Raw genomic sequence first — 20,392 nt, 5'->3', positions numbered from 1 at the left:
GGGCTATATCGGCGAACGCTTCGATGTCGAAACCGGGCTGATGTATCTCAACGCCCGCTATTACGACCCCGCCTTCGGACGGTTCATCGAAAAGGATGACCAGGCCGACATCGGGCAAGAGGCAGACCGGCAGGCGAACACCGTCCTCCGGCCTCTGCCGGCGGCCATCGCCAGACCCGGATCCTCCGCATCCGCCAACGGCACGGCCTCAACGGCATCCGGCCGGTAGACAGAGCGCCCAGGCGAGCGGCCCACACAAAGCCGCTCGCTGCCACCGACAAAACCACCGTCACGCAGCGTTCCAACTCTCGCACCCGGAAACCCTCGATGCGCTCTCTCGTCCGGCCGTCCCTTGCCCGCGTCCTTACCATGCTCCTCATCTGCAGCATGCTGGCCGCCCCGTTCGCCTCAACCGCCAACGCACGCTTCATCTCCCCCGACGACTGGGATCCAACCAAGGACGGCGTCGGCACAAACCGATACGCGTATGCCCAGAACGATCCCGTCAATAAATCCGATCCCAATGGGCATGTAGCCATCTTTGCCCCACTCGCATGTGTTGGGGGAGGATGTGAGGCTCTTTTTGCTGGGGTCACCGCACTCCTTACCGCGGCGTTGGGAATCGCTGTTGTTAATGCTCCGCTCAAGAACGAAGAAGCACTTAAGGACACCCCCAATCCCCCCACTGGAATCAAAACCGGAAATCCCGATCTAGACTCGATCTTTGGAGGTGCGGTACCGACAGACACCGGGACGAAGGGTTACGAGGTCAAGGGGCGAACTGCAGATTTTGAGCAGAAGCTAAGAGATTTGCCTGAGGCTGTACAAACTCAACACAAAGGCGGGGGTACAACCACCACTTTGCCTGACGGCACGAAAATCGATACCTATGAAGGAAGAACGTCCACCGGGAAACCAGGTTTCGCAGTGACAAAAACAGGGGAAAAGAAATCCAGTATAAAAGGTTCATTCTTAGAAGATGAGGAAAGCGAAGCGACTTCGAACCCTTCAAAGAACACGGACAAAAACTCCTCCGGGGGTGACGACAGAAAGTCGGATGAGACTCAAAGCTCAGGGAATAGAGGCAAGTGATATGACTTTTTACACAGATGTCAGCAAACCATTTATTCTCGACAAGGCGCTCTCCTTTTTCGAGAGGAATGGGGTCGCCATTCTCACGCCGGAACAAGCTGAGGAGCTCCACGTTCCCGAAATTTTGGATTCGGTAGAGGTGGAGAATAACTATCTGGCTCTGCCGAAGAGAACGATGCTAAATATACCCATCCCTTACGAGGTGCTTGATCACGATGATGCGTCGATCAACTCCTCGCCCCTCCGCGACATCATCACTGAGCATGTCAACTCTGTCTTCCTGGAAGAGAAGTATATAATTTCCGGCAGGCCTGACATATTTCTTGCCCTATCCTTCGAGAGGTTTTCTTACGAAATCCTGGAGGAAATTGCTCCCGGGCATCTCACAACTCCAATGGTATTGTTTGACCAAAGCCTAAAGAGAATTTTCTTCTTTGAGTACGATCTGGCGGTAAATGTATATAGCCGTGCCCCATCTCTAGAAAGCGAACGTTTGGGGGGGAAGAGTGACACTGAATGGACAGAGTACTTCAATAGCCATTTTCTGGATGGTATTTCCTACAGCGAGACGCATATTTCTGTAATAAACAAATATTATGCACCTGTATTTGAGGGGGTGCATCAGTTTTAGGGTTAAGGAATGGTATTCTTTTTTCAAAGTTGGGCTTCGATGACTCTGGAGCATACGGGCGAAATTCATCTGCCACTCATATGAAAACGAGATCCTCCTGTTTATCTCTTCTGACTGCATTGCTTTTGCTCTTCGTGGCGCCGGTGCATTCGGAGCCACTGCGTCGCACTATCGCCCTTCAAAACATTGAAGTCGAAAGCCTCTTCAGGAAGCAGTTGGACCTGCTTGAAGCAAAGCTCGCCGTCGATCAGCTGGTGGATCCCGCTGCCGATCCTGCTTCTTCACGCGCAACCATCAATCGGATGACTGCGGACGTTATGGGCATCGCTGGGGAGCGCGCGGGAAATCGCCAGAAGCTCGAAGCGCTCAGGCGTTATCTATATGAAAGTGGCGAATGGAACGATCACCGGCCATTCTCCTACGATCTTGCCGATCCCCTCGGGGAAGATCCTGCCAACCGCTTGCTCCAGCGATACCTGTACACGCGCCGAGGCAACTGTATTACCATGCCCATCCTCTTTCTTGCGCTGGGGCAGCGGCTCGGTTTGAATATGACGCTTGCGCAGGCGCCCCTCCATGTATTTGTCAAATACACAGACGATTCAGGCTCGACATGGAATCTGGAGGCGACGAGTGGCGGCGGATTTACGCGGGATCTCTGGTACCGGCAGAAGTTGCCGATGTCTGACGACGCTATCGCCAAAGGAATTTATCTTCGGCCACTGAGGCATGACGAAGCCGTTGCCTTGATCGCATCATTGCTGGTCGAGCATCATTTGGCTGAAGGCAGGTTCGACGCGGCGATATTGACTGCTGATGCCATTCTTCAACATTATCCTGATTTCGCTTATCTGCTCGTTAAGAAGGGAAGTGCTTATAGCGCTCTCCTACAACGTGAACTGGCCGGAAAGTATACGCGACCCTCGGACATTCCACCTGACGTGAAGGCCAAGGTTGACAGGTGGTATCAGGAAAACATTACGGCGTTCGCCCAAGCTGAAGCACTGGGATGGCGTCCGGAGGACGGGCAGGCGCCTTAGCGGTGGTCTTATATCTGAGGTCATCGCGGTTGAGTCTAGTTTAATGTCTCTCGCCATGCGCGAGGATTTCTGATGTAGCGTGAGGCCATATTCTTGTTGTCGCCGTCACAAACGATTGCACAAAGTCGGTGCCCATCCTGACCGCTCTCAAGGTATGGCTCGACGAATCGCGCCAAAGGTCGCGCCGGTGCCAAGCTCGGCGACGCCGTGTCATACACCCTGAACCGATGGGAATATCTGACGCACTACACCTAGCCTACGCCCCCAGGCTTGGAATCGCAAAAGAATGGGCGCCGAAACATCCCAGACACCATGGGATTAAACGCCGATCTGAGGGCGGACAATGCAAAGGCTGCGGCCGTGGCCTATGCCGAGAGTGGTGCGACGGCTCCGATGTTGATGGCTGTGTTCGGATGGTCAAATCTTCGAACCGCTCAAATCTATATCGAAAAGGCTGACAAGCGAAGGTTGATATCAAGCGCGTACGATCGTCGCACTAATTACCAAAAACCCAATGGTGTCTCACTTTTGGCTGTTGAAAGCGTAGATGAGACAAAACCGGAAAAAGCGATGAGAAAACAATGTGATTTTTGGGGAATGGTGGGCGATGACGGACTCGAACCGCCGACATCCTCGGTGTAAACGAGGCGCTCTACCAACTGAGCTAATCGCCCGTTCGCGATTGCGGAGCAACAAAGCCCGCCGCGTCGGTGGCCGTGATCTATGCGGATCGCGGAAAAACCGCAAGGGCTTTCATGATGTTTTTTTGAAAATTCTGGGGAAGAGCCGACTGGACAGGGGCGCATATGGGGCAGGAGAGGGCAAAGCGACGGGACGTCATCCTTTTGTCTTGAAACGCGCTTGACACCCGATCGCGAACCTCTTAGTTAGCCGCTCAACCGAGCGATTGAGGTCGCCCGGCTCCGAGGTTTCGGCCTCAAGAGAAATGCGCGGGTGTAGCTCAGTTGGTTAGAGTGCCGGCCTGTCACGCCGGAGGTCGCGGGTTCGAGCCCCGTCACTCGCGCCATTCTCTTATTCGAACTCTCCGCCGATTGCGCGTCTTGCGCATAAGGCGGCTGCCGCTGGTCGGCATTATGCGCGGGTGTAGCTCAGTCGGTTAGAGTGCCGGCCTGTCACGCCGGAGGTCGCGGGTTCGAGCCCCGTCACTCGCGCCATTCGCCACCCAGAAGAACATGCTTCCCGATACGATCCGGCCGCCACCGGTCCCTCATGGTCACGGTCTGAGGTTGTCGCTATGATACAGCCGCTGATAATCGTTTGAACTGCTCCATTTTGGCGCAGGATGCGACATTCAAAAAGCTTGCGCCGGGGCTTCGGCTGCGCTAACCACGGCTTGTTGCAATGCACGTTCGCTTTGCCTGTGCATTGATATTCAGGCGTCGTCTCCCGACGCTTCAGGCAAGCTGGGATCGAATACAATGAGTGAACTCCTCACTTCCTATATCCCGATCGCGATTTTCATCGGCATTTCCCTGGTGATCGGCATCGCGCTTCTGGTTGCGCCGTTCGCCGTCGCCTACAAGGCGCCCGATTCGGAAAAGCTTTCGGCTTACGAATGCGGCTTCAATGCCTTCGACGATGCGCGCATGAAGTTCGACATTCGTTTCTACCTGGTTTCGATCCTCTTCATCATCTTCGATCTCGAAGTGGCCTTCCTGTTTCCCTGGGCCGTGTCTTTCGGCGCGGTCGGCTGGTTCGGCTTCTGGTCGATGATGGTATTCCTCGCCGTTCTGACGATCGGCTTTATATATGAATGGAAGAAAGGAGCGCTGGAATGGGAGTAGTCGACAACGGCAGCACTCTCGTCGCGCCGCAACCCAAGGGCATTATCGATCCGAATACCGGCAAGCCCATCGGCAGCGACGACGCGTTCTTCGGCGAGATCAACAATGAGCTCGCCGACAAGGGTTTTCTCGTCACCTCCACGGATGAGCTGATCACCTGGGCCCGCACGGGCTCGCTGATGTGGATGACCTTCGGCCTCGCATGCTGCGCGGTCGAGATGATGCAGCTTTCGATGCCGCGTTATGACGTCGAGCGCTTCGGTTTTGCGCCGCGCGCCTCGCCGCGCCAGTCGGACGTGATGATCGTCGCCGGCACGCTGACCAACAAGATGGCGCCCGCGCTCCGCAAGGTCTACGACCAGATGCCGGAGCCGCGTTACGTCATTTCGATGGGCTCCTGCGCCAATGGCGGCGGTTATTACCACTATTCCTACTCGGTGGTGCGTGGCTGCGATCGCGTCGTGCCGATCGACATCTATGTTCCGGGCTGTCCCCCCACGGCGGAGGCACTGCTCTACGGCGTGCTTCTGCTGCAGAAGAAGATCCGGCGGACCGGCACGATCGAGCGCTGAGGGCCAGAGGCTAAGGGTAATTGGACAAGATCATGAGTGAAGCCCTGAACGAGCTTTCGACCTATATTCGCGAAGCGCGTGCGTCCCTCGTGGCGGACGCGCAGATCGCCTATGGCGAACTGACGCTGACGGCGACCGCGGAAAACCTGCTGCCGCTGCTGACCTTCCTGCGCGACGACGTGCAATGCGGGTTCATCAGCTTCATCGACATCTGCGGAGTGGACTATCCGGCACGCGAAAAGCGTTTCGACGTCGTCTACCACCTTCTGTCGCCGCGCCAGAACCAGCGTATCCGCGTCAAGGTCGCGACCGCCGAGGACGAGCCGGTTCCGTCTGCCTGCCCGGTCTATCCGGGCGCCGACTGGTTCGAGCGCGAAGCCTGGGACATGTATGGCATCCTGTTCACCGGCCATCCGGACCTGCGCCGCATCCTGACCGACTACGGTTTCGAAGGCCATCCGCTGCGCAAGGATTTCCCAACCACCGGTTTCGTCGAGGTCCGTTACGACGACAACGCCAAGCGCGTCGTCTACGAACCCGTCGAGCTGCGCCAGGAATTCCGCAATTTCGATTTCTTGAGCCCCTGGGAAGGCACCGACTACGTGCTGCCCGGCGACGAAAAGGCGAAAGCTTAGGGATCGGCGCAGCCGCGCCGCCCGTCCGCACTTCTTTCCCGCTCGGTGCGATTGTTCGCCCGGCATGGAGCAAGCAGAATGACCGAACACAACGTCCGCAATTTCAATATCAATTTCGGACCGCAGCATCCGGCGGCGCATGGCGTGTTGCGCCTTGTGCTGGAGCTCGACGGCGAAATCGTCGAGCGCGTCGATCCGCATATCGGCCTGCTTCACCGCGGCACCGAAAAGCTGATCGAGACCAAGACCTATCTGCAGGCGATCCCTTATTTCGATCGCCTCGACTACGTCGCGCCGATGAACCAGGAGCATGCGTTTGCTCTCGCCGTCGAAAAGCTCCTGGATATCCAGATCCCGATCCGCGGCCAGCTGATCCGCGTGCTCTATTCGGAAATCGGCCGCATCCTTTCGCATCTTCTCAACGTCACCACGCAGGCGATGGACGTCGGCGCGCTGACGCCGCCGCTCTGGGGTTTCGAAGAGCGCGAGAAGCTGATGGTGTTCTATGAGCGCGCCTCGGGCTCGCGCATGCATGCGGCCTATTTCCGTCCGGGCGGCGTCCATCAGGACCTGCCGCCGGAACTGGTCGAGGATATCGGCAAGTGGTGCGATGAATTCCCGGCAAAGCTCGACGACATCGACGAATTGCTCACCGGCAACCGCATCTTCAAGCAGCGCAACGTCGATATCGGCGTCGTCAAGCTCGAAGACGCCTGGGCCTGGGGCTTTTCCGGCGTCATGGTGCGCGGCTCGGGCGCTGCCTGGGACCTGCGCCGCTCGCAGCCTTACGAGTGCTATTCCGACCTCGAATTCGACATCCCGATCGGCAAGAACGGCGACTGCTACGATCGTTACCTGATCCGCATGATCGAGATGCGCGAGTCGGTGAAGATCATGAAGCAGTGTGTCAACCGTCTACTCGGCGACGCCAAGACTGGCCCGTTCTCGTCTGCGGACGGCAAGGTGGTGCCGCCGAAGCGCGGCGAGATGAAGCGGTCAATGGAAGCGCTGATCCATCACTTCAAGCTCTATACCGAAGGTTATCACGTGCCGGCCGGCGAGGTTTATACGGCGGTCGAGGCCCCGAAGGGCGAGTTCGGCGTCTTCCTGGTCGCCGACGGCACCAACAAGCCCTATCGCTGCAAGATCCGCGCGCCGGGTTACGCCCATCTCCAGGCCATGGATTTCATCTGTCGGGGACACCAGCTGGCCGACGTTTCGGCGGTGCTTGGCTCGATCGACATCGTCTTCGGCGAGGTGGACCGTTGATGCTCCGCGCTGTCGTTTTCGCTGCCGTTATCTCTGTCGCCCCGGTTGCGCTCGCGCAGCAGGCGCAGACGGATGGCGCGATTTCGACGCAAGCCGGCGGATCGAAATCGATGCGCGATCTCCTGTCCGAAGGATATGAGATCAAGACCTCCGTTCCCAGTGGAACAAAGTTCATAGTGTTCATGCAGAAAGACAAGTCTGCCTATGCCTGCGAGTTCGTGTCGCTCACGAAATCGCGGTGTGGATCCATAAACTGATAAGGCGTGGAAAAGAATGTCCGTTCGTCGATTAGCCGAAGACCAGGTGCAGCCGGCAATTTTCGCCTTCAATGACGAGAATTCCGTCTGGGCCGAGGCAACGATCAGGAAATATCCGGCAGGCCGGCAGCAATCGGCTGTCATCCCGCTCCTGATGCGTGCGCAGGAACAGGATGGCTGGGTGACCCGCGCGGCGATCGAGTTCGTCGCCAACAAGCTCGATATGCCCTATATCCGCGTCCTCGAAGTCGCGACTTTCTACACCCAGTTCCAGCTGAAGCCGGTCGGCACCCGCGCCCATATCCAGGTCTGCGGCACCACGCCCTGCATGCTGCGCGGCGCGGAAGACCTGATGAAAGTCTGTCAGCACAAGATCCATCACGATCCGTTCGCGCTGAACGCTGACGGCACGCTGTCGTGGGAAGAGGTCGAGTGTCAGGGCGCCTGCGTCAACGCGCCGATGGTCATCATCTTCAAGGATGCCTATGAGGACCTGACGCCGCAGCGTCTCGAAGAGATCATCGACGCTTTCGAAGCCGGTAAGGGCCATGAGATCAAGCCCGGCCCGCAGATCGACCGCATCTTCTCGGCCCCCGAGGGCGGCCCGCAGACGTTGAACGACGAGATCAAGCCGGTCCGCACCAATCTCGACCTGCATCCGAGCGCCGAAGAGGCCGCGGCAGCTGCAAGCGTTCCTCCGGCCGACGCCGGTCGTCCCAAGGACACGGCGCCGGAGACGGACCCGAAGTTGAAGACCCCTGCCACCGCCCCGGCGGCTGCCACAGCGAATGCCAAGGCCGCGGAGAAGCAGCCGCCTTCGGCGACTGCGAAGAGCAAACCGGCTGCGAAGACGCCCGGCAGTGCCGCGGAAGGCGCGCCGCCGGAACCGGGTGCAGTCTCCGGCGACTTGAAGCCGAAGCGCACACGGCGCAAGACCACGACTGAAGGTGAGTCGTGACATTTGAGAATTTGTGTGCGGCCTTTGAAAAAGGCTGCAATATATCGACTGACAACCGGCTTAATCGCGACGGACTTGTGGAATAGATCATGTTGAAAGATCAGGATCGCATCTTTACCAATATCTACGGCCTCAAGGACAAGTCCCTGAAGGGCGCGATGAGCCGCGGCCATTGGGATGGCACCAAGGAGATCATCGAGAAGGGCCGGGACTGGATCATCAACGAGATGAAGGCTTCGGGCCTTCGCGGCCGCGGCGGCGCAGGCTTCCCGACCGGCCTCAAGTGGTCCTTCATGCCGAAGGAATCGGATGGCCGTCCGCATTACCTCGTGGTCAATGCCGACGAATCCGAGCCCGGCACCTGCAAGGACCGCGAAATCATGCGCCACGATCCGCATACGCTGATCGAAGGCTGCGTCATCGCCGGTTTCGCCATGGGCGCCAACACGGCCTACATCTATGTGCGCGGCGAATACATGCGCGAGCGCGAAGCGCTGCAGGCGGCGATCGACGAGTGTTATGATTTCGGCCTGCTCGGCGGCAACAACAAGCTCGGCTGGGATTTCGACATCTACGTCCACCACGGCGCCGGCGCCTATATCTGCGGCGAAGAGACCGCGCTGCTCGAAAGCCTCGAAGGCAAGAAGGGCCAGCCGCGCCTTAAACCTCCGTTCCCGGCCAACATGGGCCTCTACGGCTGCCCGACCACCGTCAACAACGTCGAATCGATCGCGGTTGCCCCGACTATCCTGCGCCGCGGCGCCGGCTGGTTCTCGTCCATGGGCCGTCCGAACAATGTCGGCACCAAGCTGTTCATGCTCTCCGGCCACGTCAACAAGCCGTGCACCGTCGAAGAAGTAATGGGCATCACCTTCCGCGAGCTGGTCGACAAGCATGCCGGCGGCATCCGCGGCGGCTGGGACAATCTGCTGGCGGTCATTCCGGGCGGCGCGTCCTGCCCGATCGTGCCGGCCAAGGACATCATGGATTGCCAGATGGATTTCGACGGCCTGCGTGCCGTCGGCTCCTCCTTCGGCACCGCTGGCGCCATCGTCATGGACAAGTCCACCGACGTCATCAAGGCGATCGCCCGCATCTCGGCCTTCTTCAAGCACGAGAGCTGCGGCCAGTGCACGCCGTGCCGCGAAGGCACCGGCTGGATGTGGCGGGTGCTGGAGCGCATGGTCAGGGGCAATGCCCAGAAGCGCGAAATCGACATGCTGTTCCAGGTGACCAAGCAGATCGAAGGTCACACCATCTGCGCGCTCGGCGATGCGGCGGCCTGGCCTGTCCAGGGCTTGATCCGGCATTTCCGTCCGGAGATCGAAGCACGTATCGACCAGTATACCCGAAACGCGACGGCGCATGGCGCCGTCCTGGAAGCTGCGGAGTAGCCACGTGACGAAATCGGGCAAAGAGCATGAACGGGAGGCGACGGATCGTCCGGCGCTCGATCCAGCGCGCATGCCCGATTTTTCCGAGGCAATGAAGCTCAATCCGCTGATGGCGAACATGGCTGCCGCAACCGCGATCGGTTTCGGTATTGCCACGCAGATGGCCGGGGTGTTCTTCGGCGCGTTGCAGGGCGCGATGGAAGCAGGTAGCCGCCAGAAGGCGACCGAGGAAAAACCGACCGCCGCGACACCCGCCAAAGCTCCGGCGCCTGTGGAAACACCATTGGTCGTGGAGCCGGTTGTTGCTGCCGTTGCCGCAAAGCCCGCGCCGCTCGCCGAAAAGCCGAAGGCGCCGCGCAAGGCAGCTGCTCCGGTTCTCAAGGCGGCACCCGTTGCCGAACCGGTCAAGAAGCCGGCCGCCAAGGCTGCGCCGGCAAAAGCTGCGCCCAAGGCCGCTCCGAAGGTTTCGGCCAGGCAGCCGGCTCCGGTAAAGCCGGCGAAGGCGAAGACGGCCAAGGCACCTGCGGGCGGCGACTTGAAGCAAATTTCGGGCATCGGCCCGAAGCTGGAAGGGGTCCTGAATGACATGGGCGTGACGAGCCTTGCGCAGGTCGCTGCCTGGAACGAAGCCGATATTGCCCGCTTCGACAAGCAATTGGGTTTCGAGGGACGCATCAGCCGCGACGACTGGGTCGGCCAGGCGAAAGCTCTGTTGAAATAAAAGAACATGTCCCCCGAGTCGCCTGACCCCCAGGAGACCCAAAGGATGGAACTAAGGACGTAAGTGAGACGATGGTTAAGCTGAAGGTTGACGGCAAAGAGGTCGAAGTTCCGGATCATTTCACGCTGCTTCAGGCATGCGAGGAAGCCGGCGCCGAGGTCCCGCGCTTTTGTTTCCACGAACGTCTTTCGGTCGCCGGCAACTGCCGCATGTGTTTGATCGAAGTGAAGGGCGGACCGCCGAAGCCGGCAGCCTCCTGCGCCATGGGTGTGCGCGATGTCCGCGGCGGCCCGAACGGCGAGCTGCCGGAAATCTTCACCAATACGCCGATGGTCAAGAAGGCCCGCGAAGGCGTGATGGAATTCCTGCTGATCAACCATCCGCTGGATTGCCCGATCTGCGACCAGGGCGGTGAATGCGACCTGCAGGACCAGGCGATGGCCTTCGGCATCGACAGCTCGCGCTACACGGAAAACAAGCGTGCGGTCGAAGACAAGTATATCGGCCCGCTGGTCAAGACCGTGATGAACCGCTGCATCCACTGCACGCGCTGCGTCCGCTTCACCACCGAAGTCGGCGGCATTTCCGAACTCGGCCTGATCGGCCGCGGCGAGGATGCCGAGATCACCACCTATCTCGAAAGCGCCATGACGTCGGAACTGCAGGGCAATGTCATCGACCTTTGCCCGGTCGGTGCGCTGACCTCGCGTCCCTTCGCCTTCACCGCCCGTCCGTGGGAGCTCAACAAGACCGAATCGATCGACGTGATGGACGCCGTCGGCTCGGCGATCCGCGTCGATACCCGTGGCCGCGAAGTGATGCGCATCATGCCGCGCGTCAACGAGCAGGTGAACGAGGAGTGGATCTCCGACAAGACCCGCTTCATCTGGGACGGGCTGAAGACCCAGCGCCTCGACCGGCCCTACGTCCGCAGGGACGGCCGCCTTCAGGCTGCATCCTGGGGCGACGCCTTCGGCGCCATCAAGGCTGCGGTTTCCGCAACGTCCGCTGCAAAGATCGGCGCGATCGCCGGCGATCTGGCTTCGGTCGAAGAAATGTATGCCCTGAAGGAGCTGATCCGGTCGCTCGGATCGGAAAACCTCGACTGTCGCCAGGACGGGACGGCGCTTGATCCGTCGCTCGGCCGCGCAAGCTATATCTTCAACCCGACCATCGAAGGCATCGAACAGGCGGGCGCACTGCTCCTGATCGGCGCCAATCCGCGCCTCGAGGCAGCCGTCCTCAACGCTCGCATCCGCAAGCGCTTCCGCCGCGGCAACTTCCCGATCGGCGTGATCGGCGAAGTCAGCGAACTGCGTTACGTCTACGACTATCTCGGTGCAGGCGCCGAAACGCTGTCCGACCTCGCATCCGGCGCAAACAGCTTCGCCGACAAGCTGCGGGCTGCAAAGAACCCGATGATCATCGTGGGGCAGGGGGCTCTTTCCCGTGCCGACGGCGCGGCGATCCTTAGCTCGGCCGCCCAGCTTGCCGGCTCGGTCGGTGCGCTGACCGATGAGTGGAACGGCTTTGCGGTCCTGCACACGGCCGCTGCCCGTGTCGGCGGCCTCGACCTCGGCTTCGTGCCGGGTGCGAAGGGCGTCAATGCCAGCGCCCAGCTGGCCGGCATGGACGTCCTCTTCCTGCTCGGCGCCGACGAACTCGACTTCTCGAAGAAGGGCGCCAAGTTCACCGTCTATATCGGCAGCCACGGCGATGCCGGCGCGCACAATGCCGACGTCATCCTGCCGGGGGCGGCCTATACGGAAAAGTCCGGCACCTGGGTCAATACCGAAGGCCGCGTCCAGATGGGCAACCGCGCCGGCTTCGCGCCGGGCGAGGCTCGCGAAGACTGGGCGATCATCCGCGCGCTCTCCGATGTGCTCGGAAACAAACTGCCATTTGATTCGCTGAGCGCCCTACGTGCAAAACTCTATGCCGACTACCCGCATTTCGCCGCCGTCGACGAGATTGCAGCGGGCTCGGTGAACGAAATTGCCGCACTTGGCCAAAAAGCCGGTGGTATGACCAAGTCCGGGTTTGCGTCGCCGATCAAAGACTTCTATTTGACGAACCCGATCGCTCGCGCTTCGGCCGTCATGGCTGAATGCTCGGCATTGGCCCGCAACAATTTCCAGGCTGCGGCGGAGTAATTTTGAACATGGACTCGTTCTTTTCCATCTACGTCTGGCCGGGCATCGTCATGGTCGCGCAGTCGCTGCTTCTGCTGGTCTGCCTGCTCGTCTTCATCGCCTATGTTCTACTTGCCGACCGCAAGATCTGGGCGGCGGTCCAGCTGCGCCGCGGCCCGAACGTCGTCGGCCCCTTCGGCCTGTTCCAGTCCTTCGCCGACCTTTTGAAGTTCGTCTTCAAGGAGCCGGTCATTCCGGCTGGCGCCAACAAGGCCGTCTTCCTGCTCGCACCGCTGGTCGCCGTGCTTCTGGCTCTGTCGACCTGGGCGGTGGTGCCGCTCGCGGACGGATGGGTGATTGCCAACATCAATGTCGGCATCCTCTATATCTTTGCGATCTCCTCGCTCGAAGTCTACGGCATCATCATGGGTGGCTGGGCTTCGAACTCGAAATATCCGTTCCTCGGCGCGCTCCGCTCGGCGGCGCAGATGGTCTCCTATGAAGTCTCGATCGGCTTCGTCATCGTCACCGTTCTGCTCTGCGTCGGCTCGCTGAACCTCACCGATATCGTCAATGCCCAGCATGACGGCCTCGGCACGAGGATGGGCCTGCCTGCTTCCTTCCTGGATTGGCACTGGCTGGCGCTGTTCCCGATGTTCGTGGTGTTCTTCATCTCGGCGCTTGCCGAAACGAACCGCCCGCCTTTCGATCTTCCCGAAGCGGAATCGGAACTGGTTGCCGGCTTCATGGTCGAGTATGGCTCGTCGCCATACATGATGTTCATGCTCGGCGAATACGCAGCTGTCTGCCTGATGTGCGCGCTGACGACCATCCTGTTCCTCGGGGGCTGGCTGCCGCCGGTCGATATCGGGCTCCTCAACTGGGTACCGGGCATCGTCTGGTTCATGCTGAAGTCGATGCTCGTCTTCTTCATGTTCGCCATGGTGAAGGCCTTCGTTCCGCGCTACCGCTACGACCAGCTCATGCGCCTCGGCTGGAAGATCTTCCTGCCGCTGTCGCTCGCCATGGTCGTCATTACCGCATTCGTGCTGAAGCTGGCGGGATGGGCATGATCATGACCGTGAACATGTCCGCCCAAGCTTTTAGCATCATTGGAGAATAAAGATGGCAAGTCTCGGCCAGGCCGTGAATTCGCTGTTCCTGAAGGAGTTCGTCGGGGCGTTCTTCCTGTCGATGCGCTACTTCTTCAAGCAGAAGGCGACGATCAACTACCCGTTCGAAAAGGGCCCCGTCTCCCCGCGTTTCCGTGGCGAGCATGCGCTGCGCCGTTATCCGAACGGCGAGGAACGCTGCATCGCCTGCAAGCTCTGCGAGGCGATCTGTCCTGCCCAGGCGATCACCATCGAGGCCGGCCCGCGCCGCAACGACGGCACCCGCCGCACGGTGCGTTACGATATCGACATGGTGAAGTGCATCTATTGCGGCTTCTGCCAGGAAGCCTGCCCGGTTGATGCGATCGTCGAGGGGCCGAATTTCGAATTCTCGACCGAGACGCGCGAAGAACTCTATTTCGACAAGGCGCGTCTGTTGGAAAACGGCGACCGCTGGGAGCGCGAAATCGCTCGCAACATGGCAATCGATGCGCCCTACCGCTAAGGCGGGGTGATTTGTCCGGCGCCCCCAATCAGCGGGCGGTGCCGGTGACATCTGGATGAAATACCCGGCGCATATCACAAGGCCGGGTTTCGACGGGTAGGGGCATTCGCCCCGATCCCGGTGAGGGACGAAAAGGCACCACGATGGGTCTGCAGGCAATCTTCTTCTATCTCTTCGCGTTCATCGCGGTGGCGTCGGCGTTCATGGTCATTTCGGCCAAGAACCCGGTGCACTCGGTGCTGTTCCTCATCCTGGTCTTCTTCAACGCCGCCGGTCTCTTCCTGCTGACAGGCGCCGAATTCCTGGCGATGATCCTGCTGGTCGTCTATATCGGCGCCGTCGCGGTTCTCTTCCTCTTCGTCGTCATGATGCTCGACATCGACTTTGCTGAACTGCGCTCCGGCGTGCTGCAATATGCGCCGATCGGCATATTGATCGGCCTTATCGTGGCTGCGGAACTGGTGGTCGTTGTCGGTGGCAGCGTGCTCACCCCGGAAGCGGCGAAATCGATCACCATGCCGATCCCGAACCCGGCGACCCGCACCAACACGGCGGCGCTCGGCGACGTGCTCTATACGAATTACGTCTACTTCTTCCAGATCGCCGGCCTGGTGCTTCTGGTGGCGATGATCGGCGCGATCGTGCTGACGCTGCGTCACCGCACCAACATCAAGCGTCAGGACATATCACAGCAGGTGGCCCGTACGCCCGCGACCGCTGTCGAAGTGGTCAAGGTCAAGCCGGGCCAGGGCGTCTGAGGCGGGAACAAGGAACAAGAAAAATGGAAATCGGACTTTCCCATTACCTCACGGTCAGCGCCATCCTCTTCACGCTCGGCGTCTTCGGCATCTTCCTGAACCGCAAGAACGTCATCATCATCCTGATGTCGGTGGAGCTTATCCTGCTCTCGGTCAACCTGAACATGGTGGCCTTCTCCTCCTTCCTGAACGACATCGTCGGCCAGGTCTTCGCATTGTTCATTCTGACCGTGGCGGCCGCCGAAGCGGCCATCGGTCTTGCAATTCTCGTCGTCTTCTACCGCAATCGCGGTTCGATCGCCGTCGAAGACGTCAATATGATGAAGGGCTGATCGGGTCATGATCTACAAGGCAATCGTCTTTCTTCCCCTGATCGGCTTCCTGATCGCCGGCCTGTTCGGCCGCTCGATCGGCGCAAAGGCGTCCGAATACGTCACCAGCGGCCTGATGATCATAGCTGGCGTGCTCTCCTGGATCGTCTTCTTCAACGTCGCGCTCGCCCATGGCGAAGCAGGCGAAGTGATCAAGGTTCCGGTCATGCGCTGGATCCAGTCCGGCGGCATCGACGTCGAATGGGCCTTCCGCGTCGATACGCTGACGGCGGTTATGTTCGTCGTCGTCAACACCGTCTCGACGCTCGTGCATGTCTATTCGATCGGCTACATGCACCACGACCCGCATCGCCCGCGCTTCTTCGCCTACCTGTCGCTGTTCACCTTCGCGATGCTGATGCTGGTTACGGCCGACAACCTCGCCCAGATGTTCTTCGGCTGGGAGGGCGTCGGTCTGGCGTCCTACCTGCTCATCGGTTTCTGGTTCAAGAAGCCGTCTGCATCCGCCGCCGCCATGAAGGCCTTCATCGTCAACCGCGTCGGCGACTTCGGTTTCGTGCTCGGCATTGCCGGCGTCTTCGTGCTGTTCGGCTCGATCAGCTTCGAGACGATCTTCGCCGCTGCCGCCACCTATCTGCCGGCCGCAGGCGCTCCGGAGGCGTCTCAGGTCATCGCCAACATCTTCGGCATGGAGGTGACGAAGAGCGGTGCGATCACCATCGTCTGCCTGCTGCTGTTCATGGGCGCGATGGGCAAGTCGGCGCAGTTCCTGCTGCACACCTGGCTGCCGGACGCTATGGAAGGCCCGACCCCGGTTTCGGCGCTTATCCATGCCGCGACCATGGTGACGGCCGGCGTCTTCCTCGTCGCCCGCATGTCGCCGATCTTCGAACTGTCGCCCAATGCTCTGCTTGTCGTCACCGTCATCGGCGCGATCACCGCTTTCTTCGCGGCGACCGTCGGCCTCGTCCAGAACGACATCAAGCGCGTCATCGCCTATTCGACCTGCTCGCAGCTCGGCTACATGTTCGTGGCGCTCGGCCTCGGCGCTTACGGCGCGGCGATCTTCCACCTGTTCACGCATGCCTTCTTCAAGGCGCTGCTGTTCCTTGGCGCCGGCTCGGTCATTCATGCCGTCGACGGCGAACAGGACATGCGCTACATGGGCGGCCTTCGTAAGCACATTCCGGTCACCTTCTGGATGATGACGATCGGCACGTTGGCGCTGACCGGCGTGGGTATCCCCGGAACGATGCTCGGTTTCGCCGGCTTCTTCTCCAAGGACGTGATCATCGAAAGCGCCTATTCGTCGCATTCGCCGGTGGCGGGCTTCGCCTTCACGCTTCTGGTCATCGCAGCGCTGTTCACCAGCTTCTATTCCTGGCGCCTCGCGTTCATGACCTTCTTCGGCAAGCCGCGCGCATCGGCCGACGTCATGCACCATGTGCATGAATCGCCGATGGTCATGCTGGCGCCGCTCTATATCCTTGCTGCCGGAGCGGTTGTCGCCGGCGTGCTGTTCGAAGGTTATTTCTTCGGCCACGAATATCCCGAGTTCTGGAAGGGCGCGCTGTTCACGCTTCCGGAAAACAAGATCCTCGAAGAGTTCCATCACGTGCCGGTCCTGGTCGCCTGGAGCCCGTTCATCGCCATGGCGGTCGGCTTCGTCACGGCCTGGTATTTCTACATCAAGTCGCCGTCGACCCCCCGTCGTCTCGCCGCTTCGCAGAAGGTCCTCTACGAGTTCCTGCTCAACAAGTGGTATTTCGACGAACTCTACGACTTCCTCTTCGTCCGTTCCGCCAAGGCGCTCGGCCGGTTCCTGTGGAAGAAGGGTGACATCGGCGTCATCGATACCTACGGCCCGAACGGCGTTGCCGCCCGCGTGGTCGACGTCACCAACCGGGTGGTCAAGTTGCAGTCCGGTTACCTCTATCATTATGCGTTCGCGATGCTGATCGGCATCGCCGCCCTCGTCACCTGGATGATGCTCGGGAGCTCGATCTAATGACCGACTGGCCAATTCTCTCGACGGTCACCTTCCTGCCGCTGGTCGGCGTACTGTTGCTGCTTCTGACACGGGAAGACGGCCCCTTCGGGCGCCGTAATATCCTCAACGTCTCGCTGTTCACGACGGTTTTCACCTTCATCGTCTCGCTGTTCGTCTGGATCGGTTTCGACAATTCGAATTCCGGCTTTCAGATGGTCGAGAAGCACAACTGGCTCGGCACCGGCATCTCCTATCATCTCGGCGTCGACGGCATCTCCATGCTGTTCGTCATCCTGACGACCTTCCTGATGCCGTTCTGCGTGCTCGCCAGCTGGAATACGATCGAGAAGCGCCTCAAGGAATACATGATCGCCTTCCTGCTTCTGGAAGTGGTCATGACCGGCGTCTTCGTTTCGCTCGACGTCGTGCTCTTCTACGTCTTCTTCGAAGCGACCCTCATTCCGATGTTCGTCATCATCGGCGTCTGGGGCGGCAAGGACCGCGTCTACGCGTCCTACAAGTTCTTCCTCTATACGCTGCTCGGCTCGGTGCTGATGATGCTCGCCATCATGGCGATGTACTGGCAGGCCGGCACCACCGACATTACCGAACTCTTGAAATACGGTTTCCCGGCCGGCATGCAGACCTGGCTCTGGCTCGCCTGTTTTGCAGCCTTCTCGGTCAAGATGCCGATGTGGCCGGTGCATACCTGGCTTCCGGACGCGCACGTCCAGGCTCCGACTGCGGGCTCGGTGATCCTTGCCGGCGTCATGCTGAAGCTCGGCGGCTACGGGATGATCCGTTTTTCGCTCGCCATGCTGCCGATCGCGTCGGAACATTTCGCGCCGCTGGTCTTCTCGCTGTCGGTGATCGCCATCATCTACACCTCGCTGGTGGCGATGATGCAGGACGACATCAAGAAGCTGATCGCCTATTCCTCGGTCGCTCACATGGGCTACGTAACCATGGGCATCTTTGCGGCGAACGTTCAGGGCGTGCAAGGCGCGCTCTTCCAGATGCTGTCGCACGGCGTCGTCTCGGGGGCGCTCTTCCTCTGCGTCGGCGTTGTCTATGACCGGCTCCACACCCGCGAGATCTCCGCTTATGGCGGCCTCGTCAACAACATGCCGAAATATGCCGTCGCCTTCATGATCTTCACCATGGCAAACGTCGGCCTGCCGGGCACGTCCGGCTTCATCGGCGAATTCCTGACGATCATCGGTGTCTTCCGGGTCAACACCTGGGTGGCGCTGTTCGCGGCGACCGGCGTCATTCTCTCGGCCTCCTATGCGCTCTGGCTCTATCGCCGGGTCATCTTCGGGGCACTCGAGAAGGAAAGCCTCAAGGCATTGCTCGACCTTTCCGGCCGCGAAAAGCTCATCCTCTATCCGCTGATCGCCGTCACCATCTTCTACGGCTTCTATCCGGCGCCGATCTTCGATGCGACGGCAGCATCGGTGGACATGCTGGTGAACAATTATTCCGCAGCCCTGGCAGCGGCGAAAGACCTTGCACTCAACGTGCACTGAGACGGGACAAGACTGGACATGACCGCTGAAATTCTCTCCCTAAGCTTGCAGCTCTCGATGCCGGAGATCATCCTGGCCGTGGGCGCGCTCGCTCTTCTGATGATCGGCGTCTTCTCCGGCGACAAGTCCGCGCCGACGGTGACGGGGCTGGCGGTGGCGCTGCTGGCGGTTGCCGGCCTGTGGCTGATCTTCATGCCAGGCGAGGGCGTTGCCTACGGCGGCGCCTTCAAGCTGGATGCCTTCGGCCGCTTCATGAAGGTCCTGGCGCTCATCGGCTCGATCACCGCCATGGTCATGTCCGTCGGCCATGCGAAGTCGGATCAGCTCAACCGCTTCGAGTTCCCGGTGCTTCTGGTTCTGTCGACGCTCGGTATGCTGCTGCTGATCTCGGCGAACGACCTGATCGCCTTCTATCTCGCCCTCGAACTGATGTCGCTGGCGCTCTACGTCATTGCCGCCTTCAACCGGGACAGCCTGCGCTCGACCGAAGCCGGCCTGAAATACTTCGTCCTCGGCGCGCTCTCCTCCGGCATGATGCTTTACGGCATGTCGCTGGTCTACGGCTTCACCGGCAATACCGGCTTCGAAGGCATCGCCAAGGTTCTCTCCGCCGAGACCCGTGGCCTGGGCTTGATCTTCGGCATGGTCTTCGTGCTCGCCGGCGCCTGCTTCAAGATCTCCGCCGTGCCGTTCCACATGTGGACGCCGGACGTGTACGAAGGCGCACCGACCCCGGTCACGGCCTTCTTCGCCGCTGGTCCGAAGGTCGCCGCCATGGCGATCCTCGTCCGCATCGCTTCGGATGCCTTCCTGCCGATCATCGCCGACTGGCGCCAGATCATCGTTTTCGTCTCGATCGCTTCGATGCTGCTCGGCTCGTTTGCCGCGATCGGCCAGCGCAACATCAAGCGACTGATGGCCTATTCCTCGATCGGCCACATGGGCTACGCCCTTGTCGGCCTTGCCGCCGGCTCCGAAACGGGTGTCTCCGGCGTCGTCCTTTACATGACCATCTACATGGTCATGACCTTGGGCACCTTCGCCTGCATCATGGCGATGCGTCGCAAGGAAGGCGGCAATGTCGAGAATGTCGACGATCTCGCCGGCCTGTCCTCCACCAAGCCGTTCATGGCGGTGGTGCTGACCGCGCTGATGTTCTCGATGGCCGGCATTCCGCCGCTCGCAGGCTTCTTCGCCAAGTATTTCGTGTTCGTCGCGGCGATCGAAGCCAAGCTTTATGCGCTGGCGGTCATCGGCGTGCTCTCCTCGGTCGTCGGCGCCTATTATTACCTGCGCATCGTCAAGCTGATGTGGTTCGATGAAGCCAAGGGCGAGTTTGCCCGCATCTCCGGCGAACTGCGCTTGGTCTTCGGCCTTTCCGGTCTCTTCGTCACGGCCTATGTGCTGATCGGCGGACCGATCGGCACGGCGGCAAGTGCCGCCGCGAAGTCCTTCTTCTGAGAATGCCGGGAGCAAGGGACCGCTTCTCGCTCGATGCGTTCCGCCACGAGGCGCTCGATGAAGTCGGATCCACCAATAGCGAATGTCTCGCCCGCGCTCGCGCGGGCGATTCCGGTTTGTTGTGGCTGACCGCGACGCGCCAGCTCGCCGGCCGTGGTCGCCGTGGCCGGGCCTGGCCATCGGAACCCGGCAATCTCTA

At 60.2% G+C, this 20,392-nt stretch carries 20 protein-coding genes, 3 tRNA genes and 2 pseudogenes; 24 read left to right on the top strand and 1 reads right to left on the bottom strand.

Translation table 11 applies throughout. The features are described from left to right. From MOV61_RS19300 to MOV61_RS30610, 5 genes and pseudogenes are all read left to right on the top strand, one after another. Window positions 1-229: RHS repeat-associated core domain-containing protein (locus MOV61_RS19300; RefSeq protein ID WP_247137726.1), on the top strand; the 229-nt coding region annotated here is incomplete at its 5' end. A 98-nt stretch (window positions 230-327) separates the two neighbouring features. Continuing rightward, window positions 328-1,092, top strand: a complete 765-nt coding sequence (locus tag MOV61_RS19295; RefSeq protein ID WP_247137725.1) for an RHS repeat-associated core domain-containing protein — start codon at window positions 328-330, stop codon at window positions 1,090-1,092. Next, complete coding sequence (locus MOV61_RS19290) at window positions 1,058-1,723, top strand: hypothetical protein (RefSeq protein ID WP_247137724.1); 666 nt, start codon at window positions 1,058-1,060, stop codon at window positions 1,721-1,723. Before MOV61_RS19295 ends, MOV61_RS19290 begins: the two co-directional genes overlap by 35 nt. 80 nt (window positions 1,724-1,803) lie before the next feature. Next, complete coding sequence (locus MOV61_RS19285) at window positions 1,804-2,763, top strand: transglutaminase-like domain-containing protein (protein ID WP_247137723.1); 960 nt, start codon at window positions 1,804-1,806, stop codon at window positions 2,761-2,763. Between the two features lie 125 nt (window positions 2,764-2,888). After that, window positions 2,889-3,015, top strand: a pseudogene (locus tag MOV61_RS30610) (transposase); the annotation flags it as partial. 346 nt (window positions 3,016-3,361) lie between these two features. Here MOV61_RS30610 and MOV61_RS19275 read toward each other — a convergent pair. Then, window positions 3,362-3,437, bottom strand: a tRNA-Val gene (locus MOV61_RS19275). A 276-nt stretch (window positions 3,438-3,713) separates the two neighbouring features. Between MOV61_RS19275 and MOV61_RS19270 the strand changes: the two genes are divergently transcribed. The 19 genes and pseudogenes from MOV61_RS19270 to MOV61_RS19180 all read left to right on the top strand — a co-directional run. Continuing rightward, window positions 3,714-3,790, top strand: a tRNA-Asp gene (locus MOV61_RS19270). A 71-nt stretch (window positions 3,791-3,861) separates the two neighbouring features. After that, window positions 3,862-3,938, top strand: a tRNA-Asp gene (locus MOV61_RS19265). Between the two features lie 264 nt (window positions 3,939-4,202). Continuing rightward, window positions 4,203-4,568, top strand: coding sequence for an NADH-quinone oxidoreductase subunit A (locus tag MOV61_RS19260; protein ID WP_007754643.1), 366 nt, complete (start codon window positions 4,203-4,205; stop codon window positions 4,566-4,568). Further along, window positions 4,559-5,140, top strand: coding sequence for an NADH-quinone oxidoreductase subunit B family protein (locus MOV61_RS19255; protein WP_007754646.1), 582 nt, complete (start codon window positions 4,559-4,561; stop codon window positions 5,138-5,140). Before MOV61_RS19260 ends, MOV61_RS19255 begins: the two co-directional genes overlap by 10 nt. Window positions 5,141-5,172: 32 nt before the next feature. Further along, the gene (locus MOV61_RS19250; RefSeq protein ID WP_038549024.1) at window positions 5,173-5,775 is read left to right on the top strand and encodes an NADH-quinone oxidoreductase subunit C; all 603 of its coding nucleotides are present in this window, start codon (window positions 5,173-5,175) and stop codon (window positions 5,773-5,775) included. A 78-nt stretch (window positions 5,776-5,853) separates the two neighbouring features. Next, window positions 5,854-7,044 carry an NADH-quinone oxidoreductase subunit D gene (locus tag MOV61_RS19245; protein WP_247137722.1) on the top strand — a complete coding sequence of 397 codons (1,191 nt, stop codon included), beginning with the start codon at window positions 5,854-5,856 and terminating at the stop codon, window positions 7,042-7,044. Further along, window positions 7,044-7,301 carry a hypothetical protein gene (locus tag MOV61_RS19240; RefSeq protein ID WP_038585690.1) on the top strand — a complete coding sequence of 86 codons (258 nt, stop codon included), beginning with the start codon at window positions 7,044-7,046 and terminating at the stop codon, window positions 7,299-7,301. Before MOV61_RS19245 ends, MOV61_RS19240 begins: the two co-directional genes overlap by 1 nt. Before the next feature lie 16 nt (window positions 7,302-7,317). Then, entirely contained in the window at window positions 7,318-8,259 is a 942-nt protein-coding gene (gene nuoE / locus MOV61_RS19235) for an NADH-quinone oxidoreductase subunit NuoE (RefSeq protein WP_247137721.1), read from the top strand. A gap of 89 nt (window positions 8,260-8,348) precedes the next feature. Beyond that, window positions 8,349-9,653, top strand: a complete 1,305-nt coding sequence (gene nuoF / locus MOV61_RS19230) for an NADH-quinone oxidoreductase subunit NuoF (RefSeq protein WP_247039792.1) — start codon at window positions 8,349-8,351, stop codon at window positions 9,651-9,653. A 4-nt stretch (window positions 9,654-9,657) separates the two neighbouring features. Then, window positions 9,658-10,374, top strand: coding sequence for a 5' DNA nuclease (locus MOV61_RS19225; protein WP_247137720.1), 717 nt, complete (start codon window positions 9,658-9,660; stop codon window positions 10,372-10,374). A gap of 71 nt (window positions 10,375-10,445) precedes the next feature. Further along, window positions 10,446-12,527, top strand: a complete 2,082-nt coding sequence (gene nuoG / locus MOV61_RS19220; RefSeq protein WP_247137719.1) for an NADH-quinone oxidoreductase subunit NuoG — start codon at window positions 10,446-10,448, stop codon at window positions 12,525-12,527. Window positions 12,528-12,535: 8 nt separating this feature from the next. Next, window positions 12,536-13,579, top strand: coding sequence for an NADH-quinone oxidoreductase subunit NuoH (gene nuoH / locus MOV61_RS19215; protein WP_247137718.1), 1,044 nt, complete (start codon window positions 12,536-12,538; stop codon window positions 13,577-13,579). Between the two features lie 52 nt (window positions 13,580-13,631). Next, entirely contained in the window at window positions 13,632-14,123 is a 492-nt protein-coding gene (nuoI, locus tag MOV61_RS19210) for an NADH-quinone oxidoreductase subunit NuoI (protein WP_037080524.1), read from the top strand. 143 nt (window positions 14,124-14,266) lie between these two features. Further along, window positions 14,267-14,881 (top strand): NADH-quinone oxidoreductase subunit J, encoded by a 615-nt coding sequence (locus MOV61_RS19205; RefSeq protein ID WP_038541992.1) that lies wholly within the window; start codon window positions 14,267-14,269, stop codon window positions 14,879-14,881. A 23-nt stretch (window positions 14,882-14,904) separates the two neighbouring features. After that, window positions 14,905-15,213 (top strand): NADH-quinone oxidoreductase subunit NuoK, encoded by a 309-nt coding sequence (gene nuoK, locus MOV61_RS19200; protein WP_007772674.1) that lies wholly within the window; start codon window positions 14,905-14,907, stop codon window positions 15,211-15,213. Window positions 15,214-15,220: 7 nt separating this feature from the next. Then, window positions 15,221-17,221, top strand: coding sequence for an NADH-quinone oxidoreductase subunit L (nuoL, locus tag MOV61_RS19195; RefSeq protein ID WP_247137717.1), 2,001 nt, complete (start codon window positions 15,221-15,223; stop codon window positions 17,219-17,221). Continuing rightward, window positions 17,221-18,732 carry an NADH-quinone oxidoreductase subunit M gene (locus tag MOV61_RS19190; RefSeq protein WP_247035256.1) on the top strand — a complete coding sequence of 504 codons (1,512 nt, stop codon included), beginning with the start codon at window positions 17,221-17,223 and terminating at the stop codon, window positions 18,730-18,732. The genes nuoL and MOV61_RS19190 overlap by 1 nt, the downstream gene beginning before the upstream one ends. 18 nt (window positions 18,733-18,750) lie before the next feature. Beyond that, entirely contained in the window at window positions 18,751-20,193 is a 1,443-nt protein-coding gene (nuoN, locus tag MOV61_RS19185) for an NADH-quinone oxidoreductase subunit NuoN (RefSeq protein ID WP_046600129.1), read from the top strand. 2 nt (window positions 20,194-20,195) lie between these two features. Beyond that, window positions 20,196-20,392, top strand: a pseudogene (locus MOV61_RS19180) (biotin--[acetyl-CoA-carboxylase] ligase); the annotation flags it as partial.

This window comes from Neorhizobium sp. BETTINA12A (assembly GCF_023006485.1).
Lineage (GTDB): Bacteria > Pseudomonadota > Alphaproteobacteria > Rhizobiales > Rhizobiaceae > Neorhizobium.
This window is presented reverse-complemented; position numbering and strand designations above follow the sequence as displayed.

Bases quoted from the DNA above. Each gene is read 5' to 3' on its own strand.
- MOV61_RS19295 (WP_247137725.1), top strand. From the start codon at position 328: ATGCGCTCTCTCGTCCGGCCGTCCCTTGCCCGCGTCCTTACCATGCTC.
- MOV61_RS19290 (WP_247137724.1), top strand. From the start codon at position 1,058: ATGAGACTCAAAGCTCAGGGAATAGAGGCAAGTGATATGACTTTTTAC.
- MOV61_RS19285 (WP_247137723.1), top strand. From the start codon at position 1,804: ATGAAAACGAGATCCTCCTGTTTATCTCTTCTGACTGCATTGCTTTTG.
- MOV61_RS19260 (WP_007754643.1), top strand. From the start codon at position 4,203: ATGAGTGAACTCCTCACTTCCTATATCCCGATCGCGATTTTCATCGGC.
- MOV61_RS19255 (WP_007754646.1), top strand. From the start codon at position 4,559: ATGGGAGTAGTCGACAACGGCAGCACTCTCGTCGCGCCGCAACCCAAG.
- MOV61_RS19250 (WP_038549024.1), top strand. From the start codon at position 5,173: ATGAGTGAAGCCCTGAACGAGCTTTCGACCTATATTCGCGAAGCGCGT.
- MOV61_RS19245 (WP_247137722.1), top strand. From the start codon at position 5,854: ATGACCGAACACAACGTCCGCAATTTCAATATCAATTTCGGACCGCAG.
- MOV61_RS19240 (WP_038585690.1), top strand. From the start codon at position 7,044: ATGCTCCGCGCTGTCGTTTTCGCTGCCGTTATCTCTGTCGCCCCGGTT.
- nuoE (WP_247137721.1), top strand. From the start codon at position 7,318: ATGTCCGTTCGTCGATTAGCCGAAGACCAGGTGCAGCCGGCAATTTTC.
- nuoF (WP_247039792.1), top strand. From the start codon at position 8,349: ATGTTGAAAGATCAGGATCGCATCTTTACCAATATCTACGGCCTCAAG.
- nuoG (WP_247137719.1), top strand. From the start codon at position 10,446: ATGGTTAAGCTGAAGGTTGACGGCAAAGAGGTCGAAGTTCCGGATCAT.
- nuoH (WP_247137718.1), top strand. From the start codon at position 12,536: ATGGACTCGTTCTTTTCCATCTACGTCTGGCCGGGCATCGTCATGGTC.
- nuoI (WP_037080524.1), top strand. From the start codon at position 13,632: ATGGCAAGTCTCGGCCAGGCCGTGAATTCGCTGTTCCTGAAGGAGTTC.
- MOV61_RS19205 (WP_038541992.1), top strand. From the start codon at position 14,267: ATGGGTCTGCAGGCAATCTTCTTCTATCTCTTCGCGTTCATCGCGGTG.
- nuoK (WP_007772674.1), top strand. From the start codon at position 14,905: ATGGAAATCGGACTTTCCCATTACCTCACGGTCAGCGCCATCCTCTTC.
- nuoL (WP_247137717.1), top strand. From the start codon at position 15,221: ATGATCTACAAGGCAATCGTCTTTCTTCCCCTGATCGGCTTCCTGATC.
- MOV61_RS19190 (WP_247035256.1), top strand. From the start codon at position 17,221: ATGACCGACTGGCCAATTCTCTCGACGGTCACCTTCCTGCCGCTGGTC.
- nuoN (WP_046600129.1), top strand. From the start codon at position 18,751: ATGACCGCTGAAATTCTCTCCCTAAGCTTGCAGCTCTCGATGCCGGAG.